The organism is Bradyrhizobium sp. MOS001, from assembly GCF_004634465.1.
GTDB lineage: Bacteria > Pseudomonadota > Alphaproteobacteria > Rhizobiales > Xanthobacteraceae > Bradyrhizobium > Bradyrhizobium barranii.
Window position 1 is genome coordinate 112,732 of the sequence record NZ_SPVJ01000005.1, and the last position, 24,367, is coordinate 137,098.

18 protein-coding genes are annotated in these 24,367 nt (G+C 65.0%); 14 read left to right on the forward strand and 4 right to left on the reverse strand.

The genetic code is table 11. The features are described from left to right. Positions 1–78: 78 nt before the first annotated feature. A complete protein-coding gene (locus CT676_RS09915) occupies positions 79–1,116 on the forward strand; it encodes a glycosyltransferase family 4 protein (RefSeq protein WP_135214514.1) in 1,038 nt (345 codons plus the stop codon). A 213-nt stretch (positions 1,117–1,329) separates the two neighbouring features. On the opposite strand, the gene CT676_RS09920 is transcribed toward CT676_RS09915, so the two are convergent. Beyond that, positions 1,330–1,728 (reverse strand): hypothetical protein, encoded by a 399-nt coding sequence (locus CT676_RS09920; protein ID WP_135214515.1) that lies wholly within the window; start codon positions 1,726–1,728, stop codon positions 1,330–1,332. A 204-nt stretch (positions 1,729–1,932) separates the two neighbouring features. After that, positions 1,933–2,982, reverse strand: coding sequence for a lipopolysaccharide heptosyltransferase II (waaF, locus tag CT676_RS09925; protein WP_135214516.1), 1,050 nt, complete (start codon positions 2,980–2,982; stop codon positions 1,933–1,935). A gap of 174 nt (positions 2,983–3,156) precedes the next feature. Between waaF and rfaD the strand changes: the two genes are divergently transcribed. The 6 genes from rfaD (at position 3,157) to CT676_RS09955 (ending at position 11,107) form a co-directional block, all read left to right on the forward strand. Beyond that, a complete protein-coding gene (rfaD, locus tag CT676_RS09930) occupies positions 3,157–4,137 on the forward strand; it encodes an ADP-glyceromanno-heptose 6-epimerase (protein ID WP_135214517.1) in 981 nt (326 codons plus the stop codon). A 13-nt stretch (positions 4,138–4,150) separates the two neighbouring features. Beyond that, positions 4,151–5,635 carry a D-glycero-beta-D-manno-heptose-7-phosphate kinase gene (rfaE1, locus tag CT676_RS09935; RefSeq protein ID WP_135214518.1) on the forward strand — a complete coding sequence of 495 codons (1,485 nt, stop codon included), beginning with the start codon at positions 4,151–4,153 and terminating at the stop codon, positions 5,633–5,635. After that, entirely contained in the window at positions 5,632–6,927 is a 1,296-nt protein-coding gene (locus tag CT676_RS09940; RefSeq protein ID WP_135214519.1) for an O-antigen ligase family protein, read from the forward strand. The genes rfaE1 and CT676_RS09940 overlap by 4 nt, the downstream gene beginning before the upstream one ends. Positions 6,928–7,026: 99 nt before the next feature. Further along, positions 7,027–8,940, forward strand: a complete 1,914-nt coding sequence (locus CT676_RS09945) for an SDR family NAD(P)-dependent oxidoreductase (RefSeq protein ID WP_167768007.1) — start codon at positions 7,027–7,029, stop codon at positions 8,938–8,940. Positions 8,941–8,942: 2 nt separating this feature from the next. Beyond that, the gene (locus tag CT676_RS09950) at positions 8,943–10,163 is read left to right on the forward strand and encodes a glycosyltransferase family 4 protein (protein WP_167768008.1); all 1,221 of its coding nucleotides are present in this window, start codon (positions 8,943–8,945) and stop codon (positions 10,161–10,163) included. Beyond that, positions 10,160–11,107 (forward strand): NAD-dependent epimerase/dehydratase family protein, encoded by a 948-nt coding sequence (locus tag CT676_RS09955; protein ID WP_135214522.1) that lies wholly within the window; start codon positions 10,160–10,162, stop codon positions 11,105–11,107. Before CT676_RS09950 ends, CT676_RS09955 begins: the two co-directional genes overlap by 4 nt. Here CT676_RS09955 and CT676_RS09960 read toward each other — a convergent pair. Further along, positions 11,095–12,114, reverse strand: a complete 1,020-nt coding sequence (locus tag CT676_RS09960; RefSeq protein WP_135214523.1) for a glycosyltransferase family 4 protein — start codon at positions 12,112–12,114, stop codon at positions 11,095–11,097. The genes CT676_RS09955 and CT676_RS09960 overlap by 13 nt on opposite strands. After that, positions 12,111–13,070, reverse strand: coding sequence for a lysylphosphatidylglycerol synthase transmembrane domain-containing protein (locus tag CT676_RS09965; protein ID WP_135214524.1), 960 nt, complete (start codon positions 13,068–13,070; stop codon positions 12,111–12,113). Before CT676_RS09965 ends, CT676_RS09960 begins: the two co-directional genes overlap by 4 nt. A gap of 221 nt (positions 13,071–13,291) precedes the next feature. On the opposite strand from CT676_RS09965, the gene CT676_RS09970 reads away from it, so the two are divergent. The 7 genes from CT676_RS09970 (at position 13,292) to CT676_RS10000 (ending at position 23,986) form a co-directional block, all read left to right on the forward strand. Next, the gene (locus CT676_RS09970) at positions 13,292–14,281 is read left to right on the forward strand and encodes an SDR family NAD(P)-dependent oxidoreductase (RefSeq protein WP_135214525.1); all 990 of its coding nucleotides are present in this window, start codon (positions 13,292–13,294) and stop codon (positions 14,279–14,281) included. 7 nt (positions 14,282–14,288) lie between these two features. Further along, positions 14,289–15,701 carry a mannose-1-phosphate guanylyltransferase/mannose-6-phosphate isomerase gene (locus tag CT676_RS09975; protein WP_167768009.1) on the forward strand — a complete coding sequence of 471 codons (1,413 nt, stop codon included), beginning with the start codon at positions 14,289–14,291 and terminating at the stop codon, positions 15,699–15,701. Positions 15,702–15,882: 181 nt separating this feature from the next. Further along, positions 15,883–16,887, forward strand: coding sequence for a Gfo/Idh/MocA family oxidoreductase (locus tag CT676_RS09980; protein WP_135214527.1), 1,005 nt, complete (start codon positions 15,883–15,885; stop codon positions 16,885–16,887). A 40-nt stretch (positions 16,888–16,927) separates the two neighbouring features. Further along, on the forward strand, positions 16,928–18,079 hold the full coding sequence (locus CT676_RS09985; protein WP_167768022.1) for a DegT/DnrJ/EryC1/StrS family aminotransferase: 1,152 nt from the start codon (positions 16,928–16,930) through the stop codon (positions 18,077–18,079). A gap of 270 nt (positions 18,080–18,349) precedes the next feature. Beyond that, positions 18,350–19,876: a murein biosynthesis integral membrane protein MurJ gene (murJ, locus tag CT676_RS09990; protein ID WP_135214529.1), complete on the forward strand. Its 1,527-nt coding sequence runs from the start codon at positions 18,350–18,352 to the stop codon at positions 19,874–19,876. A gap of 226 nt (positions 19,877–20,102) precedes the next feature. Then, positions 20,103–22,853, forward strand: a complete 2,751-nt coding sequence (locus tag CT676_RS09995; RefSeq protein WP_135214530.1) for an AAA family ATPase — start codon at positions 20,103–20,105, stop codon at positions 22,851–22,853. A gap of 146 nt (positions 22,854–22,999) precedes the next feature. Further along, positions 23,000–23,986 carry an alpha/beta hydrolase gene (locus tag CT676_RS10000; protein WP_244623130.1) on the forward strand — a complete coding sequence of 329 codons (987 nt, stop codon included), beginning with the start codon at positions 23,000–23,002 and terminating at the stop codon, positions 23,984–23,986. Positions 23,987–24,367 lie beyond the last annotated feature (381 nt).

The window sequence follows — 24,367 nt, forward strand, 5'->3', positions numbered from 1 at the left end:
AAGAGGGGGTTTCGGCAGCCCTGAACTGGTCACTATGCTTAATGTTGCGTATAGGGGGCTTCCGTAACGGAGCATGACGTGGCGAATTCCCCGGGCGATCTCGAAGTGATCGTGCCAAATCTGCACAAACGCTATTCCGGGGTCACCGCGACCAACCGGATGGTGGCGCCGCGGCTGGCAAAGCTCTATCGCGCGGCGTGGTTCGGCTCGGATGGGCCGGAGGGGATTTCGCGCTTGAGCGCTGCCGATTTCCTCAAGCTATGGGGCCGCAAGGCACCATTGATCTGGCATGCGCGGCGCAACAACGAGATGATCGCAGGCGTGCTCCTGCGCGCGCTCGGCTGGCCGCTCAAACTCGTGTTCACGTCGGCTGCACAGCGGCATCACAGCTGGATCACGCGCTGGCTGATCCGGCGCACGGACGCGATCATCGCGACTTCGGACATCTCGGCCTCGTTCCTGAAAGTGAAGGCGACGGTGATCCCCCATGGCGTCGACACCGACGTTTACGCGCCGCCGGACGATCGCGCCGCGGCGTTTGCGGAAGCCGAGCTGCCGGGCCGCTACGCGATCGGCTGCTTCGGCCGGGTGCGCGCGCAGAAGGGCACCGATGTGTTCGTCGACGCGATGTGTCGCCTGCTGCCGCGCTATCCGGATTTCACCGCAATCATCGTCGGCCAAGTCACGCCGGAGCAGACTCCCTTTGCGAACGATCTGAAGAAGCGGATCGAGGCCGCCGGCCTGCAGTCGCGCATCGTCATCACCGGTGAACTGCCGATCGAAGCGGTGCAGCGCTGGTATCAGCGGCTGACGATCTACGCCTTCACCTCGCGCAACGAAGGTTTTGGTTTGACGCTGATCGAGGCGATGGCGGCCGGCAGCGCGCTCGTCGCCGCGCGCGCCGGTGCGGCCGCGCTCGTGGTCGAGGACGGCTCGACAGGTGTGCTGATCCCGGCTGGTGACGCCGATGCGTTGGCCGCCGCGCTCGAACCGCTGATGCGCGACCCGGACGCCGCGCTCGCCATGGGCGCGCGGGGGCGGGCACGGGTGCTGGCGAAGTTCAGCCTCGATGCCGAAGCGGCGCGGATCGGCGACGTTTATCGTCCGCTGCTCTGAACTGTCGTTTTTGCGACCGCAAACAAAAATCGCGAAAACAACCCAAAGTAGCCGGCGCCAGCGGAATCAACGGGTTGACGGACGGTGCGGCGCTTGCGGATTTTACGAATCCGTTTGACACGTCGGGCAAAACAGCGGCACGATGTCATCATCGGCCGCAGTTGCGATACCCGGATCATCCATCCAGGTTCCTTCAAACCGTCGCGGTCGACATCACATTGGGCAGCGCACATACGGCATTTGCACTGGCACCGGCTCCTTGGAGCTGAGTGTGATCTCATTCTCTCCGGAGAACGTCAGGTCGAATGCCATCTCTGAAATCGAGACGCCGTCCGAGCACGAGGCGATTATTCGCATATTCGGCCCGTCATCGCGCAACGATTTGACGGTGCATTTTTCAAATGTGCCGGTTACTTGCCTTCCCTGGACGATTAAACCGCCCGCGTGGAGATCAGCATCTTTCTTGAAGACAATCCTGTTGTTCTCTTTGGAGAACATTTGGCCACAGGCCGAGGCGTCGATTGTCCAAGCTCCGTTCAAATCCGCGGCCTGAATCGAGGCCGTTTGCATGACGAGAAGTACCAACGTCGCCAAAGGATTGAAGGTCCTCATGAAACTCTCCGACTAAATGGTCAATACCGCTAGATCAGCCTCTTCGATGGGGGCGCAGCAAGACGCGGCCCTTCGTATCGGTTTCGAGCAGCATTTGGGTGCGGCGAACTGGCGAACGCTTAGTTGATCTAAATCAACAGGGTCTGTAGAGCACTCGTCTGCCCGAGGACCCGACTAAGGCGCGTACTCATGGCGTCAATGAGTTCACAGTCCGAGCACCCGCTGCGCGATCGCCACCACCTCGGAAGCCGCGATATCCCGCATGCAACGGTGGTCGTTCATCTTGCAGATCGTGCTCTGGCAGGGCTGGCATGAGAGCACGCTCTTGTCCTGGACCACGGTCGCGGCGAGGCCGTTGAGGGGGGCCCAGAGATAGGGGCTGGTCGGGCCGAAGATGCCCATGGTGGGCGTGCCTAAGGCGGCTGCGATGTGCATCAGGCCGGAATCATTGGAGATGGCGACGCCGGCCGCGGCCATCGCCAGCACGCCGTTGCGCAGATCGTTGCCGGTGAGGTCCCGCACGCCCGGACCGCCCGCGGCGGCGATCTCCTGGGCCAGCCCTTTTTCCGCGGGGCCGCCGACCACCCAGACCTCCAGGCCGCGCTCGGCCAGCAGGCGGGCAGCTTCCGGATAGTAGGTCCAGCGCTTTGAGACGCCGACTGAGCCGGGGGCGAGCGCGACCGCCGCCCCGGCGCTGAGGCCATTGGCCTGCCGCCAGCGGACGATGTCCTCGGCCGAGACCCGCAATTGCGGCACCGGCCATTCCGGGGGCAGGGGGGCGCCATCGGGCTGGGCCAGGGCGGCGTTCTTGTCGATGAAGCGGGGCAGCTTCTTCTCGCCCCAGCGCCAGCGATTGAGCAGGCCGAACCGGAATTCGCCGACGAAGCCGACCCGCTCGGGGATGCCGGCCAGCGCGGGCGCGATGGCCGCCTTCCAGGTCCGGGGCAGCACCAGGGCTGTCCCGTAATTCCGCTCGCGCAGGAGCTTCGCCAGGCCGAACTGGCGGCCAACGGCGAGCCGGCTGCGCGGCAGGTCCCACACGATGCCATCGCGCACGCCGGGCATGTAATCGACCAGGGGGGCGCAGAGGGAGGTGGTGAGGAGATCGACCGGCCGGTTGGGCCAACGTTCGTTCAGGACCCGGACAACGGTGTGATTCCGGACGAAATCGCCGATCCACATATAGGGGATGATCAGGATCGGGCTTGTGTCGCTCCGATCTGCATCTCGGCTAAATTGCGAATCTTGGTTCATTCGTTAATAGGACCGGGAACGCGCTGTTGTGGCGGTTCGGTTACCCGCTCCGGACCTGCAGGTAAAGCCGGGACAGCGCCGACCCCAAAACCGCTTACACTTTGGTGGATCATGCGCTAGGGCAGGACCGGGCCGTGAAAATCGGGCAGGGCAAAACCTGGCAGGGTAGGTGGAATGTTGCTGGTGACCGGTGGGGCCGGTTTTATCGGATCGAATGTCGTCGCTGCGCTGAACGAGGCCGGTCGCAGCGATGTCGTCGTCTGCGATCTCCTCGGGACCGAGGGCAAGTGGCGAAACCTCGCCAAGCGCCAGCTTGTGGATATCGTCCCGCCGGCCGAGCTGCTCGACTGGCTGAAGGGCCGCAAGCTCGACGCCGTGATCCATCTCGGGGCGATTTCCGAGACCACCGCGACCGACGGCGACCTCGTGATCGAGACCAATTTTCGCCTGTCGATGCGCCTGCTGGACTGGTGCACGGCGGATGCGGTGCCGTTGATCTACGCCTCGTCGGCCGCAACCTATGGCGATGGTGCCGACGGCTTTGACGACGACGCCTCACTGTCGGCACTGAAGAAACTGCGGCCGATGAATCTTTACGGCTGGAGCAAGCACCTGTTCGATCTCGCCGTCGCCGAGCGCGTCGCGCGCGGCGAGAAGCTGCCGCCGCAATGGGCCGGCCTGAAATTCTTCAACGTGTTCGGCCCCAACGAATACCACAAGGGCTCGATGATGAGCGTGCTGGCGCGCCGCTTCGATGATGTGAGGGCGGGCCGTGTCGTGCAATTGTTCAAGTCGCACCGCGAGGGCATCGCCGACGGCGATCAGCGCCGCGATTTCATCTATGTCGATGATGTCGTCCGCGTCGTCATGTGGCTGCTTGCGACGCCGTCGGTATCCGGACTCTTCAACGTCGGTACCGGCAAGGCGCGCAGCTTCAGGGACCTGATGCTCGCTGCCTATGCGGCCCTCGGCACCAGGCCCAACATCGAATATGTCGACATGCCCGAGCAGATCCGCGGCAGCTATCAATACTTCACCCAGAGCGAGGTCGATCGCCTGCACCGCGCCGGCTATAACGGCGGCTTCACGACGCTCGAGGATGCGGTGAAAGCCTATGTCGGCGACTATCTCGACCGGCCAGACCGCTTCCGCTGAGGCTTCAAGGACCATGCCGACGCCCATTCTCGATTTCGACGCCCTCGCGCAAGCCATCTCAGGCCGCACGGTGCTGTGCATCGGCGACATCATGCTGGACGAGTTCGTCTATGGCGAGGTGTCGCGGATCTCGCCGGAAGCACCGGCGCCCGTGATCGCCGCCCAGCGCAGCGAGATCCATATCGGCGGCGCCGGAAACGTCGCGCGCAATATCGCGTCCCTCGGGGCGCGCTGCATCTTTGTCGGCCTCGTCGGCGAGGACGATGCGGGCAAGCGGCTCGAAGCGGCACTTGCGGAGCATGCCGGCATCGAAAGCGCGCTGGTGTGCGATCCGTCGCGGCCGACCACGCGAAAAGTCCGCTTCGTCTCCGAGCATTTTTCCACGCACATGCTGCGCGCGGATTGGGAGCAGGCGGTGCCTGCCTCCGACGACATCGAGACCAAGCTGATCGACGCAATCCTGCCGCAGATCGCGCGCGCCGACATCGTGCTGCTCTCCGACTACGCCAAGGGCGTGCTGACCGCGCGCGTGATCCGTCACACGATCGACGCCGCGCGAACGCTCGGCAAGCCCGTGATCGTCGATCCCAAGAGCCTGAACTGGGCGATCTATCGCGGCGCCACGCTGCTCACGCCCAATCGCAAGGAATTTTCGGAGGCGACCCGCAGCCGCGCCGACACGCCGCAGAGCATCGTCGATGCCAGCGAGGACGTGATGCGGCTCGCCGATTGCGAGGCGATCCTGGTCACGCAAGGCGAGCACGGCATGACGCTGGTGCCGCGCAATGGCGAGGCCGTTCATGTTCCGGCTGTCCCCGTGAAGGTGCGCGACGTCTCCGGTGCCGGTGACACCGTCGCCGCCGCGCTTGCGGTGTCGCTCGCGGCGGGCGCGGACTGGGACACGGCGTTGCGGATGGCCAATGCGGCCGCTGCCGTCGCCGTCAGCAAGCAAGGCACGGCCAGCGTGAGCGCGGCCGAGCTGCGGCGGAATATCCTGCCGCACGCTTATCTCGCGGCTGAGGAGAAGATCGTGCTCGAGCCTGATACGCTCGACGCACAGCTCGCGGAATGGCGCCGGCAGGACCTGCGCGTCGGCTTCACCAATGGCTGCTTTGACATCCTGCATCCCGGCCACGTCAAGGTGTTGACCGCGGCGCGCAGAGCCTGCGATCGCCTGATCGTCGGCCTCAACAGCGATGCCTCGGTGCGGCGGTTGAAGGGCGCCGATCGCCCGGTTCAGGACGAACGTGCGCGTGCGGAAGTGCTCGCGGCGCTCGAAGCCGTCGACCTCGTCGTCCTCTTCGAAGAGGATACGCCGATCGATTTGATCACCCGGATCAAGCCGAGCGCGCTGGTGAAGGGTGGCGACTACACCCGCGAGCAGGTGGTCGGCCATGAGGTCGTCGAGGCCGCCGGCGGAATCGTCGTGCTGGTCGACATCCTCGAGGGCTTCAGCACGACCGCGCTGGTCCATCGCGCGCGGGGAGGGGGCAAGTGACGGACCAAGCGACGACGCTCGCCCGGGAGACGACCGGCCAGACGCTGTGGCGGCGCTTTCGCAGCCCGGCGGCGTGGTACGAGACGGCCGACCTGTTCGCAATCCTGACCGTGGCGTCGCTGCCCTGGTCGACCTCGCTCACGGCGATCTTCAACGCTGTGTTCCTGCTCTGCATGGTGCCGTTTCTCGACGTCCGCGCATTCCTGCAATCGCTGAAGCGCCCGATCGCAGCCGCGCCGATCGCGCTCGTCCTGCTCGCGCTGGTGGGCACGCTGTGGTCGGATGCGGCCTGGGGCGCGCGCCTCTATGCGGTCAATCCGACCGTCAAGCTGCTCGTGCTGCCGGTCTTCCTCTATCATTTCGAGCGCTCGCCGCGCGGGCACTGGATGTTCATCGCGTTCCTGGTGTCCTGCGCGCTGCTCTCGGTGATGTCGTGGCTGGTGGCCTTCTATCCCAACCTGACGCTCAAGCCCGATCACCTCGAGCGCGGCATCTTCGTCAAGAACTACATCGACCAGAGCCAGGAATTCGCGCTGTGCGCGGTCGCGCTCGCCTATCCCATCGTGATGCTGCTGCGCGAGAAGCGCTATTGGTTCGCGGGACTATTGATCGCGCTGGCTCTGAGCTTCTTCGTCAACATGGCCTTCGTGGTGGTGTCGCGCACCGCGCTGGTCACCGTTCCGATCATGTTCGGCGTGTTCGCACTGCTGCACCTGCGCTGGCGCAGCATCGCGATCATCTCGGCCGCTCTGCTCGCCGGCGCCGCTCTCGCCTGGCAGGCCTCGCCGCAATTGCGCAAGACCGCGGACACCTTCGCCAGCGACTACACGCGCTATGTCGAAAAGGGCGAGCCGACCTCGCTGGGCCTGCGGCTCGAATTCTGGCGGAAATCGCTCGGCTTCTTCGCGGAGGCGCCGATCAAGGGGCACGGCACCGGTTCGACGCGCGGATTGTTCGAGCAGGTCAAGACCGGCAGCGGCTACCAGGCCTCCGCCGAGGTGATCGGCAATCCGCATAACCAGACGCTCAATGTCGCCGTGCAATGGGGCGTCATCGGCATCGCCGTTCTCTACGCGACCTGGATCCTGCATCTCCTGTTGTTCCGCGGCGATGGGCTGGCCTATTGGGTTGGCCTGCTGGTCGTGGTGCAGAACGTCTTCACCTCGCTGTTCAACTCCCATCTGTTCGACTTCCACGAGGGCTGGATGTATGTCATCGGCGTCGGCGTTGCCGGCGGCATGGTGATCCGGGCCAGACGCGTCGATGCGAAGGTGGGGGAAGCTGGTTCCTGAACGGCCGCGCGGCTGGCAAGTCTTGTACTGGCAAGTCTTGTCGAGATGGGCTATCAGCGCGGTCAGGTTGCACCTAACTGGGATTTCATCGGTCGGCGGATGACGCGTCTTTCGCATCTCACCTTGCGCAATTTCCTGATCGCGCTCCACGACCTGCTGGCGACCACCGCGGCGCTGTTCGCAGCCTTCTACCTGCGTTTCGAGGGCGGCGACGGCTTCTTCGACCGTCTGCCGCTGCTGTTCCAGATCCTGCCCTACTTCCTCGCCTTCAGCGTGGTCGTGTTCTTCCTCTTCAACCTGACCACGACGAAATGGCGCTTCATCTCGCTGCCTGACGCGCTGAACATCATCCGGGTCGCGACTGTGCTGACGGTTGCCCTCCTGGCGCTCGACTACATCTTTGTCGCCCCCAACGTCCGCGGCGCCTTCTTCCTCGGCAAGGTGACGATCGTCCTCTACTGGTTCCTCGAAATCGCCTTCCTCAGCGCGCTGCGCATGGCCTATCGCTATTTCCGCTATACGCGGGTGCGGCGGCATGCGAGGGGCGAGGATGCCGCGCCGACGCTGCTGATCGGCCGCGCCGCGGATGCCGAGGTGCTGCTGCGCGGCATCGAGAGCGGGGCGATCAAGCGCATCTGGCCGGTGGGCGTGCTGTCGCCGTCGAGATCCGATCGCGGCCAGTTCATCCGCAACGTGCCGGTGCTGGGCGACCTTGACGATGTCGAGGACGTCATCGCCGACTTCGCCAAGCGCAACAAGTCGATCGCGCGCCTCATCATGACGCCGTCGGCCTTCGAGCCGGATGCCCATCCGGAAACGATCCTGATGCGGGCGCGCAAGTTAGGCGTGATCGTCAACCGCATGCCCTCGCTGGAGAGCGGCGACGCGCCGCGCCTCACGGCCGTCGCGGTCGAGGACCTCCTCCTGCGGCCGAGCGAAAAGATCGACTATGCGCGGCTCGAAGCCCTGATCAAGGGCAAGGCTGTCATCGTCACCGGCGGCGGCGGATCGATCGGGTCCGAGATCTGCGAGCGCGTCGTGGTCTTCGGCGCCGCGCGCCTCCTGATCGTGGAAAATTCCGAGCCGGCGCTCTACGCGGTCACGGAAGCGCTCGCTGCGCACGGCGCGGCGGCCGCGATCGAAGGGCGAATCGCCGACATCCGCGACCGCGAGCGCATCATCCGCCTGATGGCGGAGTTCAAGCCGGACATCGTGTTCCATGCCGCGGCGCTCAAGCACGTGCCGATCCTGGAGCGCGACTGGAGTGAGGGCGTCAAGACCAACATCTTCGGCTCGATCAACGTTGCCGATGCGGCGCACGGCGCCGGCGCCGAAGCCATGGTGATGATCTCGACCGACAAGGCGATCGAGCCGGTGTCGATGCTCGGCCTCACCAAGCGTTTCGCCGAGATGTACTGCCAGGCGCTCGACCACGATCTTGCCGCAGCCAGCGGCAGTGCCAGGCCGCCGATGCGGTTGATCTCGGTCCGGTTCGGCAACGTGCTGGCGTCGAACGGCTCGGTGGTGCCGAAGTTCAAGGCCCAGATCGAGGCCGGCGGCCCCGTGACGGTGACGCATCCCGACATGGTCCGCTACTTCATGACCATCCGCGAAGCCTGCGATCTCGTCATCACGGCGGCAACGCATGCGCTCGGAACGCAGCGTCCGGACGTCTCGGTCTACGTGCTCAACATGGGCCAGCCGGTGAAGATCGTCGATCTCGCCGAGCGCATGATCCGCCTCTCGGGCCTCCAGCCCGGCTACGACATCGAGATCGTGTTCACCGGCATGCGGCCGGGCGAGCGCCTGCACGAGATCCTGTTCGCCTCCGAGGAGCCGACCCGCGAGATCGGCGTCGCCGGCATCATGGCCGCGCAGCCGAACGAGCCGCCAATGCAGACGCTGCGCAAATGGATCGCGGCGCTGGAGCAGGCGATCGCGCGGGACGATCGAGCCACGATCAAGACGATCCTGAAGGATGCGGTTCCGGAATTCGGGTCGACCGCGGCCTGACCATGCAGTCTCAAGGCAAGATCGTCGTCGCGAGCCAGCACTATCCGCCTGATCCAAGCACGACCGCCGCGATCATGGCGGAGATCGCCTGCCGCGTCGCCGTCGACCACGAGGTCATCGTGCTGTCGGGCTCGCCCGGCGATTTGCCGGCCTCGCAAACCGGCCCGGGCAAGCCGCGCGTAATCGCCATCAAGAATCGGATGGCGGGGAAGGCCGCGCTGGTGCGGCGTGGCGCCTCCGAACTGCTGTTCGCGGCGCGCACCTTCTTCGCGTTGATCCGGGAGCTTAGGGCAGGTGACGTCGCGCTCACCGTAACCGCGCCGTTCATGCTGCCTTACGCGGTCGCGGCCGCGGCAAGATGCAAAGGCGCGCGCTCGGCGCTGATCATGCACGACCTCTTCCCCGATGTTCTCGTGATGGCGGAAATCCTGAAGCCCGGCTCGTTCGTGACGCGGACGATGCGCGCGGCCAACAGCCTGATGTTCCGCGCGCTCAATGCCGTCATCACCATCGGCCGCGATGCGGAGCGGCCGCTCTTGAGCTATTCCGGCATGACGCGGAACAAGATCCGCTTCATCCCCAACTGGGCGACGCTCGTACCCGCGGCACGTCCCCTGGCGCAGGACAATCCGTTCCGCAAAGCGCTTTCCGCGCGATTCATTGTCGGGCTGTCGGGCAATCTCGGCTTCACCCATGATCCGGAGATCGTGTTCGAGGCGGCACGCCTTTTGAAGGACGAGCCGGACATCCACTTCCTGCTGTCCGGCTGGGGCATCGGCTTCGAGCGGCTGAAGCAGTTGCAGGCTGAAGCGAACTTGCCCAATGTGTCCTTCGTGGCGCGGGTCCCGGATGCCGAGCTCGAGGCGTTCCTGGCGGCTGCCAATCTCTGGATCATTCCGTACCGGAAGGACGTGGCGGGGGTGTCGGTGCCGAGCCGGTTCTACAATCTGCTGGCGGTCGGCCGTCCCGTGGCGCTGGTCTCCGAGCCGGAGGCCGAGGCCGCGTTGACGGTGGTGGAGAACGGGCTCGGCTGGGTCGTGACGCCGGGCCGCGCCGATCAGCTCGCCGACGCGATCCGCGCGGCATCCCGCTGCGACGCCGCCGCCATGGCCGAACGCGCGGTGAAGGCGGCAGCGAGATTCGACCGGACGACCGCGATGAACGCCTATGCCGGGCTGATCGACGAATTGTTGCGCAACCCCGATCTGGCGGAGCAACGATGAACGAGCGAAAACCAGTCGTGCTGGTGACGGGGGCGAGCGGCTTTGTCGGCCGCCATGTCGCGCCTGAGCTCTCGCGCGCGGGATGGTCGGTCCGCCGCGCGGTGCGCAGCCCGGAGGGGATCGACGACGAGGTCGTGATCGAATCGATCGGCCCCGATACCGATTGGCAGGCGGCGCTCGAAGGCGTCGACGCCGTGGTCCACCTCGCCGCGCGCGTGCATCACAAGCACGAGGAGCACGCGGTCCAGCTCTACCGCGACGTCAACATCGCCGGCACGCTGCACCTGGCGCGCTCCGCGGCGACCGCGGGCGTGCGCCAGTTCGTCTTCGTCAGCACCGTTCTCGTGCACGGCCGCAGCAATGATGGCCGCACGCCGTTCAGTGAACAGGACATCCTCACGCCGCGCGGCCTCTACGGCATGTCCAAGGCCGCCGCCGAGGCGGGCCTGAGGACGCTGGCGCGCGACAGCGACATGAAGATCTCGGTGATCAGGCCGCCGCTGGTCTATGGCGCGGGCGCCAGGGGCAATTTCGCGCTGCTGACGCGTGCGGTGAACCTGGGACTGCCGCTGCCCTTTGGCGCGATCCGCAATCAGCGCGCGTTCCTGGCCGTGCAGAATCTGTCGTCGTTCATCCTGCGCCGGCTGGCTCACCCCGATCCCACGAGCAATTTCGAGATATTCCTGGTCGCCGACAGGGAACAGGTCTCGACGCCCGAATTCATCGAGCGGCTGGCGAAGGCAGCCGGCAAGCGCTCGCGGCTGTTCGGCATGCCGCCGGACCTGCTCTCAACGCTGCTCAGCGTGATGGGCCGGCAGGATACCCATGACAGCCTGATCGGCTCGCTCGAGCTCAACCTCGCCAAGGCGATTGCAACGGGCTGGCAGCCGCAGGTCTCCCTCGACGAAGGCTTGCGGCTCGCGCTGTCGGTTCAGGACGTCTGAGGGCGGGAGAAGCGGCGCAGCACGAATGCGATCGCGATTGTGCCTGCGAGAAGCGCGAGCAATGTGATCGCCGTCGAGCCGGCGTGAACGGTGACGATGGCAAGCACGGCCAGCACCAGATTGAGCGCCAACACCTCGCCGATCACGCGCGGGACCGTGAAGCCGTTGTCGGTGGCACGCTGGTAGAAATGCGTGCGGTGCGCCGACCAGAATTGTTCGCGCCGCACGATGCGGCGAAACAGCGTGATGGTGGAATCCGCGAGGTAGTAGGCCGCCAGCAACAGCGCCGCCGCCGGCTGCCCGTGCCACGCGAGTTCGAGCAGGCACCATCCAAGGAGGAGGCCAATCGGCAGGCTGCCGACATCGCCCAGGAACACCTTTGCAACCGGACGGTTGAAGGGTGCAAAGCCGAGCATGGCGCCGCACAGCGTTGTGGCGATGAGTACGGCCGGCCAGGACAGTTCGCCGAGCCATCCGAGCAGCAGGAGCGCCGCAGTGACGGGCACCACTTCCGCCACCGTCATCAGGTCGAGCCCGTCCATGAAGTTGACCAGGTTCACGAACCAGACGCCCGCGAACAGGAGGAGGCTGCGCTCCAGCGCCAGCGGCAGGGCTGGGACGATTCGCGCGGTTTCGGGCGAAGTGAACACGACCGCGCCGACGGCGGCGGCTTGCAGCACGAGCCGCACGGTCACCGGCAGCGACTTGATGTCGTCAGCGAATCCGACCAACGCGATCGCGACTGTTGCGGCAACCAGCACCGGCGGGATCGCGATGTTCGCCCAGGCCGCCCAGGCCGACGCGACGAGCAGCGTCGCGGCGATCACAGCGATGCCCGCGCCTTGCGGTGTTGGAATGCGATGCGAGGACCGCGCGTTCGGCCGCGCCAGGGCGTAGCGCTGGAGCAGGGAACGGCTGGTCCAGATGATGAGCGCTGATATCAGCGCGGCGATCGCAGCGGCAAGCAGCGAGGGCACGGCGGCGAGAGCGTCAGTGGCCGGGTTCACTCAGGCACTCCCAGCGGCGCCGAGCCTTGCGCGGCCTTTTCCGCGCTGAGGATCCAGACCAGGCCGCCGATCGCGCCGACGATGAAGAGCACGGCGCCGAACAGCAGCGAGACGTTGACGCCTTCATTGGCGGAAAGCCCGGCGAAACCGAAGGCCAGGCCCATCGTCGCCTCGCGCACGCCCCAGCCGGCGATCGAGATCGGCATCAGGGTGATCAGCATGATCGGCGGAATGAGGAGGAATGTCTGGCCGAAGCTGACCGGTGCGGCAATCGACTGCACCACGCACCACGCAATGACGACGGCGAGCACGTGAACGAGAAGCGACAGAATTGCGACGATCGGTCCGCGCTTGGCGTTGAAGATCACGCGGTTGGCAATCACGGCGCAGGCGTGGATGTGATGGGTGGCCCACCAGGTCTTCAGCCACGACCATTTCAGCGCGCCGAAGATCAGGAAACCGACGCCGCCCGCAAGCGCGGCGAAATCGACGAGCAGCAGCGCCGAGCGTCCGTGCGGATCGGTGATGAGCTCGTAACTCCAGGGCAGGCTCGCGACGACGACGATCGCCAGCGCGACGAGGCCGATCGCGCGGTCGACGAAGATCGAGTAGGTGGCCGCGCGCCATCCGGCGCCGGCGCGCGCGACCAGCCACAGCCGGACCGCATCGCCGCCGATCGCGGAGGGCAGCGTCTGGTTGAAGAAGGCGCCGATCACGTTGTAGCGCATGGCGCGGCCGAGCTCGAGCGGCGCGCCGCATTCGGCGCTGATCTCGCGCCAGCGGACCACGCCGACGAAGATTTGCAGGAACGTGACCGCGATCGCCATGGCGATCCAGAGCAGGCTGGTCGCGGTCAGGCGCGAGAACAGTTCGGACAGATCGACCTTGCGCAGCGCCAGGTAGAGCAGCGCTCCGGAAATCAGGATTTTGGCCGTCGACAGCAGGATTCGGCGCATCTCGCCCGCATGAACAGGGTTTGCGAAGATTTGAGGCAACCCGACGCGAGGCGTCGAATTCGGCCGCTTTGGTATGGTTTTGGCGCCGATCTTGCAATAGCGCTTATCTGGAGCGGTGACGAATAGCGGCGAGGCTATTGCGACGGCCTCGATACCGCGGCTAAAGAAGCGCCGCGGGGCCGGCTTGGGGATCGCGTGGCAACAGATCGCTTGGGAACAGGATGACGGATCAGGCGATTTTGGTCACAGGAGCCGCCGGGTTCATCGGCTTTCACGTCGCCCGGCAGCTCCTGGCCGAGGGCCGGCCCGTGGTCGGGCTCGACAATCTCAACAGCTATTACGATCCGGCGCTGAAACAGGCGCGCCTGGCGCTGCTTCGGAGCGATTCCCGCTTCGCCTTCGTCGAGGCCGATCTCGCCGATCGCGACACCATCGCGGCGCTGTTTGCGCGACATCGATTTGACAAAGTCGTGCATCTCGCGGCGCAGGCGGGCGTGCGCTACTCGATCGACCATCCGCACACTTACGCCGATTCCAATCTCCAGGGCTTTCTCAACGTGCTGGAGGGCTGCCGCAACAACTCTTGTCGTCATCTCGTCTACGCCTCGTCATCCTCCGTTTATGGCGCCAACACTAAACTGCCATTTGCCGTGCAGGACCGGACCGACCATCCCGTGAGCTTCTATGCCGCGACCAAGAAGGCGAACGAACTGATGGCGCAGTCCTACAGCCATCTCTACCGGCTGCCGGTCACGGGCCTGCGCTTCTTCACCATCTACGGCCCGTGGGGCCGGCCCGATATGGCCCTGTTTCTGTTCGTGAACGCCATCATGGCGGAGCGTCCGATCCGGCTCTTTAACCATGGCAAAATGCGTCGCGACTTCACCTATATTGACGACGTCACCCGTGTAGTATCCAAGCTCATCGATCGGGTGCCCGCGGATGACCCGGCTGCCGCAAATGCGCCGTCTAAGGTCTACAATGTCGGTAACCACCATCCGGAAGAGCTGATGCATGTCGTCGGGCTTCTGGAGCAGGAGCTGGGTCGGACGGCAATCAAAGAATTGCTGCCGATGCAGCCGGGAGACGTCTTGGAAACGTTCGCGGATGTCGAGGATCTGACGCGCGACACCGGCTTTGCACCGTCAACGCCGATCGCGCTCGGGGTCCGTAATTTTGTCACCTGGTATCGGGACTACTTCAAGGTTTGAAATGACGATGGACAAACGCATTATCCCCCTGATCATGTGCGGCGGCGCCGGCACGCGGCTGTGGCCGGCTTCGCGCGAGGTGCGCCCAAAACAGTTCCTGCCGCTGTTCGGCACGCGCTCGACCTTCCAGGACACGCTGCTGCGCGTGTCGGATGCCTCGCTGTTCGATCGTCCGATCGTCATCACCAATGCGTCCTATCGCTTCATGGTGCTGGAGCAGCTCGCCGAGATCGGCATCGAGGCCGACGTGCTCCTGGAGCCGATGCGGCGCGATTCCGGCCCCGCGATCGCCGCAGGCGCGGTGTTCGCGCAGAACCGCGCCGGTGACGCGATCGTGCTCGCGCTCGCCGCCGACCACGTGGTGCAGGACAACGCGGCCTTCGTCGCGGCCTGCCGTGAAGGCCTCACCGCCGCGAGCGCCGGGCGCATCGTCACCTTCGGCGTCAAGCCGGAGCGGCCGGCGACCGAATACGGCTATATCAGCCCGGGCGAGGTGATTTCCGGCGAGGTGCACGCCGTCGCGCGCTTCGTTGAAAAGCCTGATGCCGTGAAGGCGGCCGACTACGTCAGTTCGGGCTATCTCTGGAACAGCGGCAACTTCATGTTCCCGGCCACTGTCCTGCTCGACGAATACCGCAGGGTCGACGCGGCGAGCGTCGAGGCGATCTTCAATGCGGTGAGCAATGCCGGCCGCGATCTCGGCTTCGTAACGCTGGAGCCCGAGGCGTTCGGCGCGGCGAAGGCGATCTCGATCGACTATGCGGTGATGGAGAAGACCTCGCGCGCAGCGGTCGTGCCGGTGTCCTGCGGCTGGTCCGATGTCGGCTCCTGGCACGCGGTGTGGGAATTATCGGAGAAGGACGCGCAAGGTAATGCTTCGCATGGCAGTGCGGTGTTCGAAGACTCGCGCAACTGCAACGTCACCACTGATGCAGCGCTGGTCGCGCTCGAAGGCGTCGACGATCTCGTCGTGGTCGCCACCGCAGATGCGGTGCTGGTCTCGCGCCAGAAGGATGCCAACGGCCTGAAGCGCCTCGTGACGAAGCTGAAGGTGGTCGCACCGAAGGTCACCGAGGAGCATCTCAAGGTGCACCGGCCCTGGGGCAGCTACCAGTCCGTCGACAATGGCGAGCGTCATCAGGTCAAGCGCATTGTCGTCAAGCCGGGCGGGCGGCTGTCGCTGCAGAAGCACCATCATCGTGCCGAGCACTGGATCGTCGTCCGCGGTGCCGCCCGGGTGACCGTCAACGAGACCGTCAAGACGGTGCACGAGAACGAGTCCATCTACATCCCGATGGGCGCGGTGCATCGGATGGAGAATCCCGGCAAGATCATGCTGGAACTCATCGAGGTCCAGACCGGAAGCTATCTCGGGGAAGACGACATCATCCGGATTGAAGACGACTATCAAAGGTCGTAACCAGCAAGCTCCGAATCACGCGACCCGGGCCGGAAGGCGCAAGCTTTTGGCGCTAAGGCCCGGGGAACGTGTAACTTTTTGAATCAAATCGTGTCCGGTCAATTCGGCTGACATTCGCCACAAATGTGGCGCCCGTGCTAGAAGCGGCCCGGGGATTTGCGTTGAATCGGGGTTTACTCAGATGAGTTCCAAAGGGTTTGCATCGGCAAAGGCCGGCTTGCGCGTTGGCGTCGTTGGCGCAGGCGTGATGGGCAGCAACCATGCGCGCGTGCTCGCGGGTCTTCCAGGCGTCAGCCTCGTCGGTGTGGTCGATCCGTCGCCAGCGCATCTGACGCGCACCACCGAGCTTGCCAGCTGCCAGGGCTTCGAGACGCTCGACCAGCTCCTCGCCGAAGGTGTCGACGCCGTCACCATCGCCGCGCCGACCCATCTGCATCACGAGGTCGCGCTCGCCTGCATCGCCAGGAACGTTCATGTGCTGGTGGAGAAGCCGATCGCCTCCACGGTCGCGGAAGGTCGCGAGATCGTCGCCGCCGCGCAAAAGGCCGGCGTGACGCTGATGATCGGCCATGTCGAGCGCTTCAATCCGGCGGTGGCCGCCGTCAAGCAGGCGATCGCAGGCGAAGATATTCTCTCCATCGCGATCACCCGCGTCGGTCCGTTCCCGCCGCGCATGTCCAATGTCGGCGTCGTCATCGATCTCGCCGTGCACGACATCGATCTGATCCGCTGGTTCACCGAATCCGACATCGTCGAGGTGCAGCCGCAATTGTCGAGCGCGGTCGCCGAGCGCGAGGACATCGCGCTCCTGCAGTTCCGCACCGCCAATGGCGTACTCGCGCACATTAACACCAACTGGCTGACGCCGTTCAAGGCGCGCAGCGTCACGGTCGCGACCCGCGGCAAATACGTGATGGGCGATCTGTTGACGCGCCAGGTCACCGAGTGCTTCGGCTTCAAGCCGGACGGCAGCTATTCGATGCGGCATCTGCCGGTCGGCCACGACGAGCCGCTCCGCGCCGAGCTGATCGCATTCCTGAAGGCCGTCCGCAACGGCGAGACGCCGGCGGTCACCGGCGACGAGGGCGTCGCCAGTCTCGAGATCGCCACGCAGTGCCTCGAAACGCCGTCGCGGCCAGCGGCCTCGTCGGCTGCCCGCAAGGGCCCGCGCCGCGTCGCCGGCTGATTCCCTTTCCATGTCGACCGCTCAAAACCCGCAAGGCGCCATGAACCAGCATCTGCGTTCCGAACCCATTCCCTTCATCGACGTCGCCTCGCAGCGCCGCCGGCTCGGCGCCTCGCTCGATGCCGCCGTCAAGCGCGTCCTCGACCATTGCCAGTTCGTCAATGGCCCGGAAGTCGCCGAGCTCGAGAAGCAGCTTGCGGCCTACAGCGGCGCCAAGCACGTGATCGGCTGCGCCAGCGGCACCGATGCGATCCTGATGGTCATGATGGCGAAGAATGTCGGCCCCGGCGATGCCGTGCTGTGCCCGTCCTTCACCTTCATCGCAACCGCCTCGCCGGTGGCGCGCACCGGCGCGACGCCGGTTTATGTCGATGTCGATGAAGCCACCTTCAACATGAGCCCGGAGTCGCTGAAGCGCGGCATCGCGACCGCCCGCAAGGCCGGCCTGAAGCCGGTCGCGGTGATTCCGGTCGATTTGTTCGGGCAGCCCGCCGACCACGATTCCATCGCCGAGATCGCCAGGGCCGAAGGCCTGTTCGTGCTCGACGACGCCGCACAGGGGTTTGGTGCGAGCTACAAGGGCCGCAAGCTCGGCACCTTCGGGCTCGCAACCGCGACCAGCTTCTTCCCGGCCAAACCGCTCGGCTGCTTCGGCGACGGCGGCGCGATCTTCACCGATGATGACGAGCTCGCCGCGACGCTGCGCAGCATCCGCGTGCACGGACAGGGCGTGGACAAATACGACAACGTCCGCCTCGGCCTGACCGGCCGGCTCGACACCATGCAGGCCGCGATCCTGATCGAGAAGCTGAAGATTTTTGACGACGAGATCGCCGCCCGCAACAGGGTTGCGGAGCGTTACGCGCGTGGCCTGTCCAACGTTGTCACTGTGCCGCGACTGGCACCGGGCAACACCTCGGTCTGGGCGCAGTACACGATCCGTCTCCCTGAGGGCACCGACCGCGACGGCTTTGCCGCCGCGCTGAAGGCCCAGGGCGTGCCGACCGCGATCTATTACGGCAAGTCGATGCACCAGCAGACCCCCTACAAGCAGTATCCGGTCGCCGACGGCGGCCTGCCGGGCTGCGAGAACCTGTCGCAGGACGTCATCAGCCTGCCGATGCACGCCTACCTGACCGAAGCCGACCAGGAGCGAATCATCGCCGCCGTGCGCGGCGCGATCGCGGGCTGATTTCGCTGTTTTGCCCTCCTTTCCCTCTCCCCCTGTGGGAGAGGGTGGCTCGCCGCGATAGCGGCGAGACGGGTGAGGGGTCTCTCTCCGCACGGAAAGCTGGGAGAGAGACCCCTCACCCGATTGAGTTTGTATCTACCTGCGGCGTGGCCCTCTCCCACAAGGGGAGAGGGCACAGCAATGCACATCGCAAGCCGAGCGCCCGTCTTTTTTGATCACGTCAAACTTCAAAGCCTTATCGTTGGGCTGATAAGTCTCTAAAACAGACGCATGCTCGGACGCATCTTCACGGTTGGTGGTTACACGCTGCTCTCGCGGCTGACGGGATTTGCCCGCGACATCATGCTCGCGGCTATCCTGGGCGCCGGCCCGGTGGCCGACGCCTTTTTCGTGGCGCTGCGGCTGCCCAATCATTTCCGCGCGATCTTCGCCGAGGGCGCCTTCAATGCCGCCTGGGTGCCGGCCTATGCGCATGTCCATGGCGAGCGCGGGGAGGGGGCGGCAAAACTGTTCGCTGACCGCATCTTCACGCTGCTGCTGGCCTCGCAGGTGGTGCTGCTGATCGTCGCTTGGCTGTTCATGCCGCAGGCCATGAGCATTCTGGCGCCGGGCTTTTCCGAGGATGCCGAGCAGCGCAAGCTTGCGATCGAGCTGACACGGATCACCTTTCCCTATCTGCTGCTGATCACGCTGGTGACGCTCTATGGCGGCATGCTGAACGTGATGCAGCGCTTTGCCAGTGCCGCGGCTGCGTCGATCTTCCTCAACATTTCCATGATGATGACGCTGGCGCTGGCCGCCTGGTTTCCCAGCGCAGGCCACGCCGCCGCCTGGGGCGTCCTGATTTCCGGCTTCCTGCAATATTTCCTGCTCGCGGGCGATCTCGCGCGCCATGGCGGCCTGCCGCGCTTTGCGCCGCTCAAGCTCGACGAGGACGTCCGCAGCTTCTTCAAGGCGCTTGGGCCGGCGACGCTGGGATCGATGGGCACGCAGGTCGCGCTGTTCGCCGACACCATCATCGCGACCTTCCTGCCGGCAGGCGCTCTCTCGGCGCTCTATTATGCCGACCGCCTCAACCAGCTGCCGATCGGTGTGATCGGCATCGCGATCGGCACGGTGCTGCTACCGGAGATGTCGCGGCGGATCACCGCCAACGATCATGACGGCGCGATGAAGGCGCAGCGCCGCGCCTTCGATTTCACGCTGCTTTTCTCGGTGCCGTTCGTGGCGGCCTTCATCACCGTGCCCGACGCGATCATGCGTGCGCTGTTCGCCCGCGGGGCGTTCTCGAAGGCCGATGCCGCCGCCGCCGGCGCCACGCTCGCGGCCTATGCCATCGGCCTGATCCCCTTCGTGCTGATCCGCAGCGCGGTCGCGACCTTCTATGCACGCAAGGATACGGCAACACCGGTCCGCGCCTCGCTGACGGGCATCGCCGTCAACGTCGCCCTGAAGGTGGCCTTGATGGGTTCGCTCGCCCAGATCGGCCTTGCGCTGGCGACAGCTGTCGGTGTCTGGACCAATCTGCTGCTGGTGCTGTTCTTCGCCGTGCGGCGAGGCTTTCTCGTGCTGGACCGCGCGTGGCTGATGTCGCTCGCCAAATTCCTGCTGACCGGACTGATCCTCGCCGCCACGTTCTGGCTGATCGCGCGCTTCAGCGGTTCTATGCTGGGCTCGATGCACTTCCGCGATGAGCTGATGCTAGTGCTGCTGGCCGTCGGAGGCACCATTGTCTACGCGCTCGCGATCCTCGTCCTGTTCGGCCGCAGCTGGTTGGTCTCGCTGGTGCGTGGCTAGGCCTGTATCAATCCGGCGGGCCAAAGCCTGCTGCAGCAGGCGAGACACGCCGGAAGCAGCCATCACGTATATGGCTCTCCTCTGGTTCCCGGTACATGGTAACGTTTAACCTCGGTCGAGTTCGAAAGGGTGTGGTCTCACCAACGGTTATGAGATGACCAGACGGGCGAAAAAGACAACCTCGCCGCGGAAGGGGCGGGTTGGTGCTACCCTTGCGTCCCCCAGTTTGCAGGGTCGCGCGCAGGACATTGCGCTGATCGATCACCTGATCGAACGGATCGACCAAGGTGGATCCACGCTTGTTATCAGCGGTGAGCCCGGCATCGGAAAATCTGCGCTCCTCGATGTTGCCAGGCACAGGGCCGGTGAACGCGGCTTCTCCGTCTTGAGCATGACCGGCGTCCTCGCCGAAGTCCATTTGCCGTTTGCAGCACTTGAACAGGCCTTGCGTCCGCTGATGAAAGGGGCCGAGGGCCTTGTCCCTCGCCAGCGATCGGCCTTGCTGGCCGCTTTTGGCATGCATGACGACGCGGGGCCGCCCGATATCTTCCTGGTTGCGCTCGCGACGCTGTCTCTTCTGAGCGAAAGAGCGACGCGCGAGCCTCTGCTGCTTGTTGCCGACGATGCCCAATGGCTGGATCAGGCGACCTTTGAGGTGCTGGCCTTCGTCTCGCGCAGACTGAGCTCGGACCCGATCGTTCTCGTGGTCGCCATGCGCGACTACTTCAAGAGTTCGCTTGGCGACGCCTCCACCCTGAGGCTGCGCCTTTCAGGGCTCAATCAAGCCGACGCCGAGCGCTTGCTGGACGCCAACGCGCCGGGCCTTCCGGCGGAGCTGCGCAGCCGCTTCCTTCGGGAGGCCTCGGGCAATCCGCTGGCCCTTGTGGAGCTGCCCCGCGGAGAACGAGCCGCTGGAGATGCGCCGTGGCTTCCGCTGACCGACCGGCTCGAGCGCGCCTTCTCCAGTCGCTTGTCCGACCTCCCGCACATCGCGCAATTGCTGTTGTTCGTGACGGCGGAGAACGACGGGACATCGCTCCACGAAATCCTTTCCGCCGCCGAAGCCGTGTTGGGCGAGCGCGTGGGTATCGCTGCCATCGCGCCCGCGGTCGCCGCGAAGCTCATCGAGATCAACGGGACGGAGGTGAGGTTTCGGCATCCGCTCGTTCGCTCCGCCATGCACCAGGCCGCCGACCCGGCGACCCGCCAAAGGATCCACGCCGCGCTTGCTGCCGTGATTCACGGTCAGCTCGACCGCCAATTGTGGCATCGTGCCGCAGCAACGATCGGACCTGACGACGAGCTCGCCGGCGAATACGACCTGATGGCGGCTCGCGCGTTGCGGCGCGGCGCCGTGGCGATGGCGATCGAGGTTCTGGAAAGCGCGGCACGGCTGAGCAGCACGGCGAAGGCGAGAGGCGACCGGCTGTTGCGGGCAGCCGAACTCGCCGCCGATCTGGGGCAGCCGGAGCTCATGGAGCGCCTGCTGCGGCAGGCCGACATCGACGAGACGAACCAGTTGGCGCTGGTCCGGATCGCCTGGTGCCGTGAGATCAGCCAGCCCCCGGCGGTCAACGATCCAGCGAAGATTCTCGCATTGATCAGGTTCGCCGCGAAAGCCCACGCCGCCGGCGCGATCGATCTGGCCGCCAATCTTCTTTGGCGAGCCGCGCAACGCTGCTGGTGGAGCAGCGCAAGCGATGAACTCTGCGCAAGGGTTCACGATGCGGCTGCGCGGCTGGAATTGCCTGACGGGGACCCCCGCCTGATCGCGATATCCGCTTACGTCGAGCCGCTGCGGCGGGGGGCGGACTTGTACCTCAAGCTTCAGGGGCTTGCGGGAACGGCGCACAGCGACCCAACCGTTGCGAGCATCCTCGGCAGCACCGCCAATGTCATCGGGACCTTCGACATCGGCGTGAACTTTCTCGCCGAGTCCAGTGCCGTGCTGCGCATGCAGGGACGGCTCAGCGATCTCGCCCGGGTGCTTTTCGCCCAAGGGTGGGCGGAAATGGAAGTCGGTGACTGGCGGGGCGCCATGAGGGAGGCCGAGGAATCCGCCCGGCTTGCCGAAGAGACCGGCGGGCTTCCGTGGATTGCCGCAGCCACGATCTTGAAAGCCAGGCTCGCAGGAATGCAAGGCAATCTGGAGCAATCCGAAGCGTATGCGGCGCAGGCGGAAGCCCTGGCCCTGTCCATCGGCGCGAGTTTCCTGCTGGCCATGTTGCAGATCGCACGAGGCGTATCCGCAATCGGCGCGGGCCGTCATTGGGAGGCCTTTGAGCATCTGCGACGCCTGTTCACGCCGGCCGATCCCGCTTTCAATTTCGGCCTTCAGTTCTTTGGCCTCGCGGATTTCGTGGAGGCCGCCGTGTCGTCCGGTAATGCGGACGAGGCGAGCCGCGTGCTTGATGAGATCGAGCGCGCCTCGGCTCCGACGCCGGTGCCGTGGGTCGGGACGATGCTGCAATATGGCAAGGCGTTCCTCGCTGCGCCGGAAGACGCCGAGCCGTTCTTCCTGCAAGGTCTTGGACTGCAAGGTCTTGGACTGCAAGATCCTGGGCCGGCCGCGAAGAAATGGCCGTTCCTGCGAGCCCGTTTTCTCCTGGCCTATGGCGGATGGCTGCGCCGCCAGCGCAGATCCGCCAATGCGAGGGCTCCGTTGCGCGAGGCACGCGACATGTTCGATGCGCTCGGCGCTTCGCCCTGGAGCGATCGGGCCCGCGAGGAACTGCGAGCGTCGGGCGAAACCAGCCGCCGGCGAACCGAACAGGTGTGGGACACGCTGACCCCGCAGGAGCTTCACATCGCGCAACTCGCCGCCGAAGGTCTCTCGAACAAGGAGATCGGCGCCAGACTGTATCTGTCCCACAGAACCGTCGGGTACCACCTGCACCGGATCTTTTCGAAGGCCGGAATCACCTCGCGGTCCGGGCTCCGCCCCGTTCTCGCAAGCATCAGCCGCCCCGCGGACTGATCGCCGTCCCGTCATCGGACTGGTCATTTGACAGAAGCGGCAGCCCCTCCGCGCGGGCTAGCTGTGCGAGTGCGTCTACCCCCAAGCAAAAGTTGACCATGAAACTGTTCTCTTCACTCGCAATCCTCAGCCTCGGAGCAATCCTCATGACCCAAGCCGCCGATGCGGCCCCAGACGCCGGGACCGACCTCCGGATCGATCCCCAGGTTCGCGCCTTCCTGCGCGAGATCAACAAGGATCCGAGCCCGTTCTGGGAGCTGCCCCAGCCCAAGCCGCAGGACATCCTGACGGAGCTTCAGAACAAGACGCCAGTCGACATGTCGGGGGTGAACACGACCGAGCAGACCATCAGCCAGGATGGTCAGTCCGTGAAAATCTGCATCATGAAGCCCGAGCACGTGACCGGAAAGCCCGGCGTACTGCTGTTCATTCACGGCGGCGTCTGGATCGTCGGCAATTTCCAGAACCATCAGCGTCTGTTGCGCGACCTGGTGGTCGGCTCCGGCCAGATCGGTGTTTTCGTTGAGTACACGTCCCTGCCGAAGGCGCGCTTCCCCACGCAGCTCGACCAGTCCTATGCGGTGCTGAAATGGGTGGCGAGCCACGCCGAAGAGTTCGGCGCGGACGGTAGCCGGATCGCAGTGGCCGGCAATTCGGTTGGCGGCAACATGACCGCGGCATTGTCGCTGATGGCCAAAGACCGCAGCGGACCCAAGATCAGCTATCAGGTCATGATGATCCCGGCGACCGACGCCAGCGTCGACACCGCATCCTACCACGAATATGGCACGGGACGATTTCTCGCCCGCGCCTTCATGAAATACGGCTGGGATCTGTACGCGCCGGACGCAGCGACGCGCAACAACCCCTACGTCTCGCCGCTGCGCGCCAGCCTGCAGCAATTGAAGGGGCTTCCCCCGGCTCTTGTCATCACCGCAGAGAACGATCCGCTGCGCGACGAAGGCGAGGCTTACGCGCGCAAGCTCAAGGAGGCCGGAGTGTCCGTGATCGCGACCCGCTACAACGGGATGATCCACGACTTCGTCCTGCTGAACGGCATCCAGAGCGACCCCGAGCCCAAGGCCGCGATTCGGCAGATGTCGGCGGAGATCAAGGCACATCTCGCGCCTTGATCTAGCCTTTGAAGAGCAGGCGGCGACACCGTCGCCGCTTGCTACGTTTTGATTGATCCCGAACTTATGATTGCGACGTTCTCGCGCAATGCCCCGGTGACTGAATAAGTCCAGTCGGGTGGCGTCTGCAGCGACTTGCCAAGCCCAGTTTTGCGATTCTAGTCGGCTCACAGTCTCAAGGCCGACATCATGGCATCGGTTGGTACAGCCAGAATCGTCAATCTTGGTACTTTTTTATAGCCAGGCGCAACGCATCTACTCGCTACGACCGTGGATCGGAGCGAGCCCGATCCATCGGGCTTGGCGGGAGTTCCGATCGGTGCAGACAACTCAATCGCCGACACAGAGACAGGAGTTCCACACTGCCTGGCATTTTGCGGA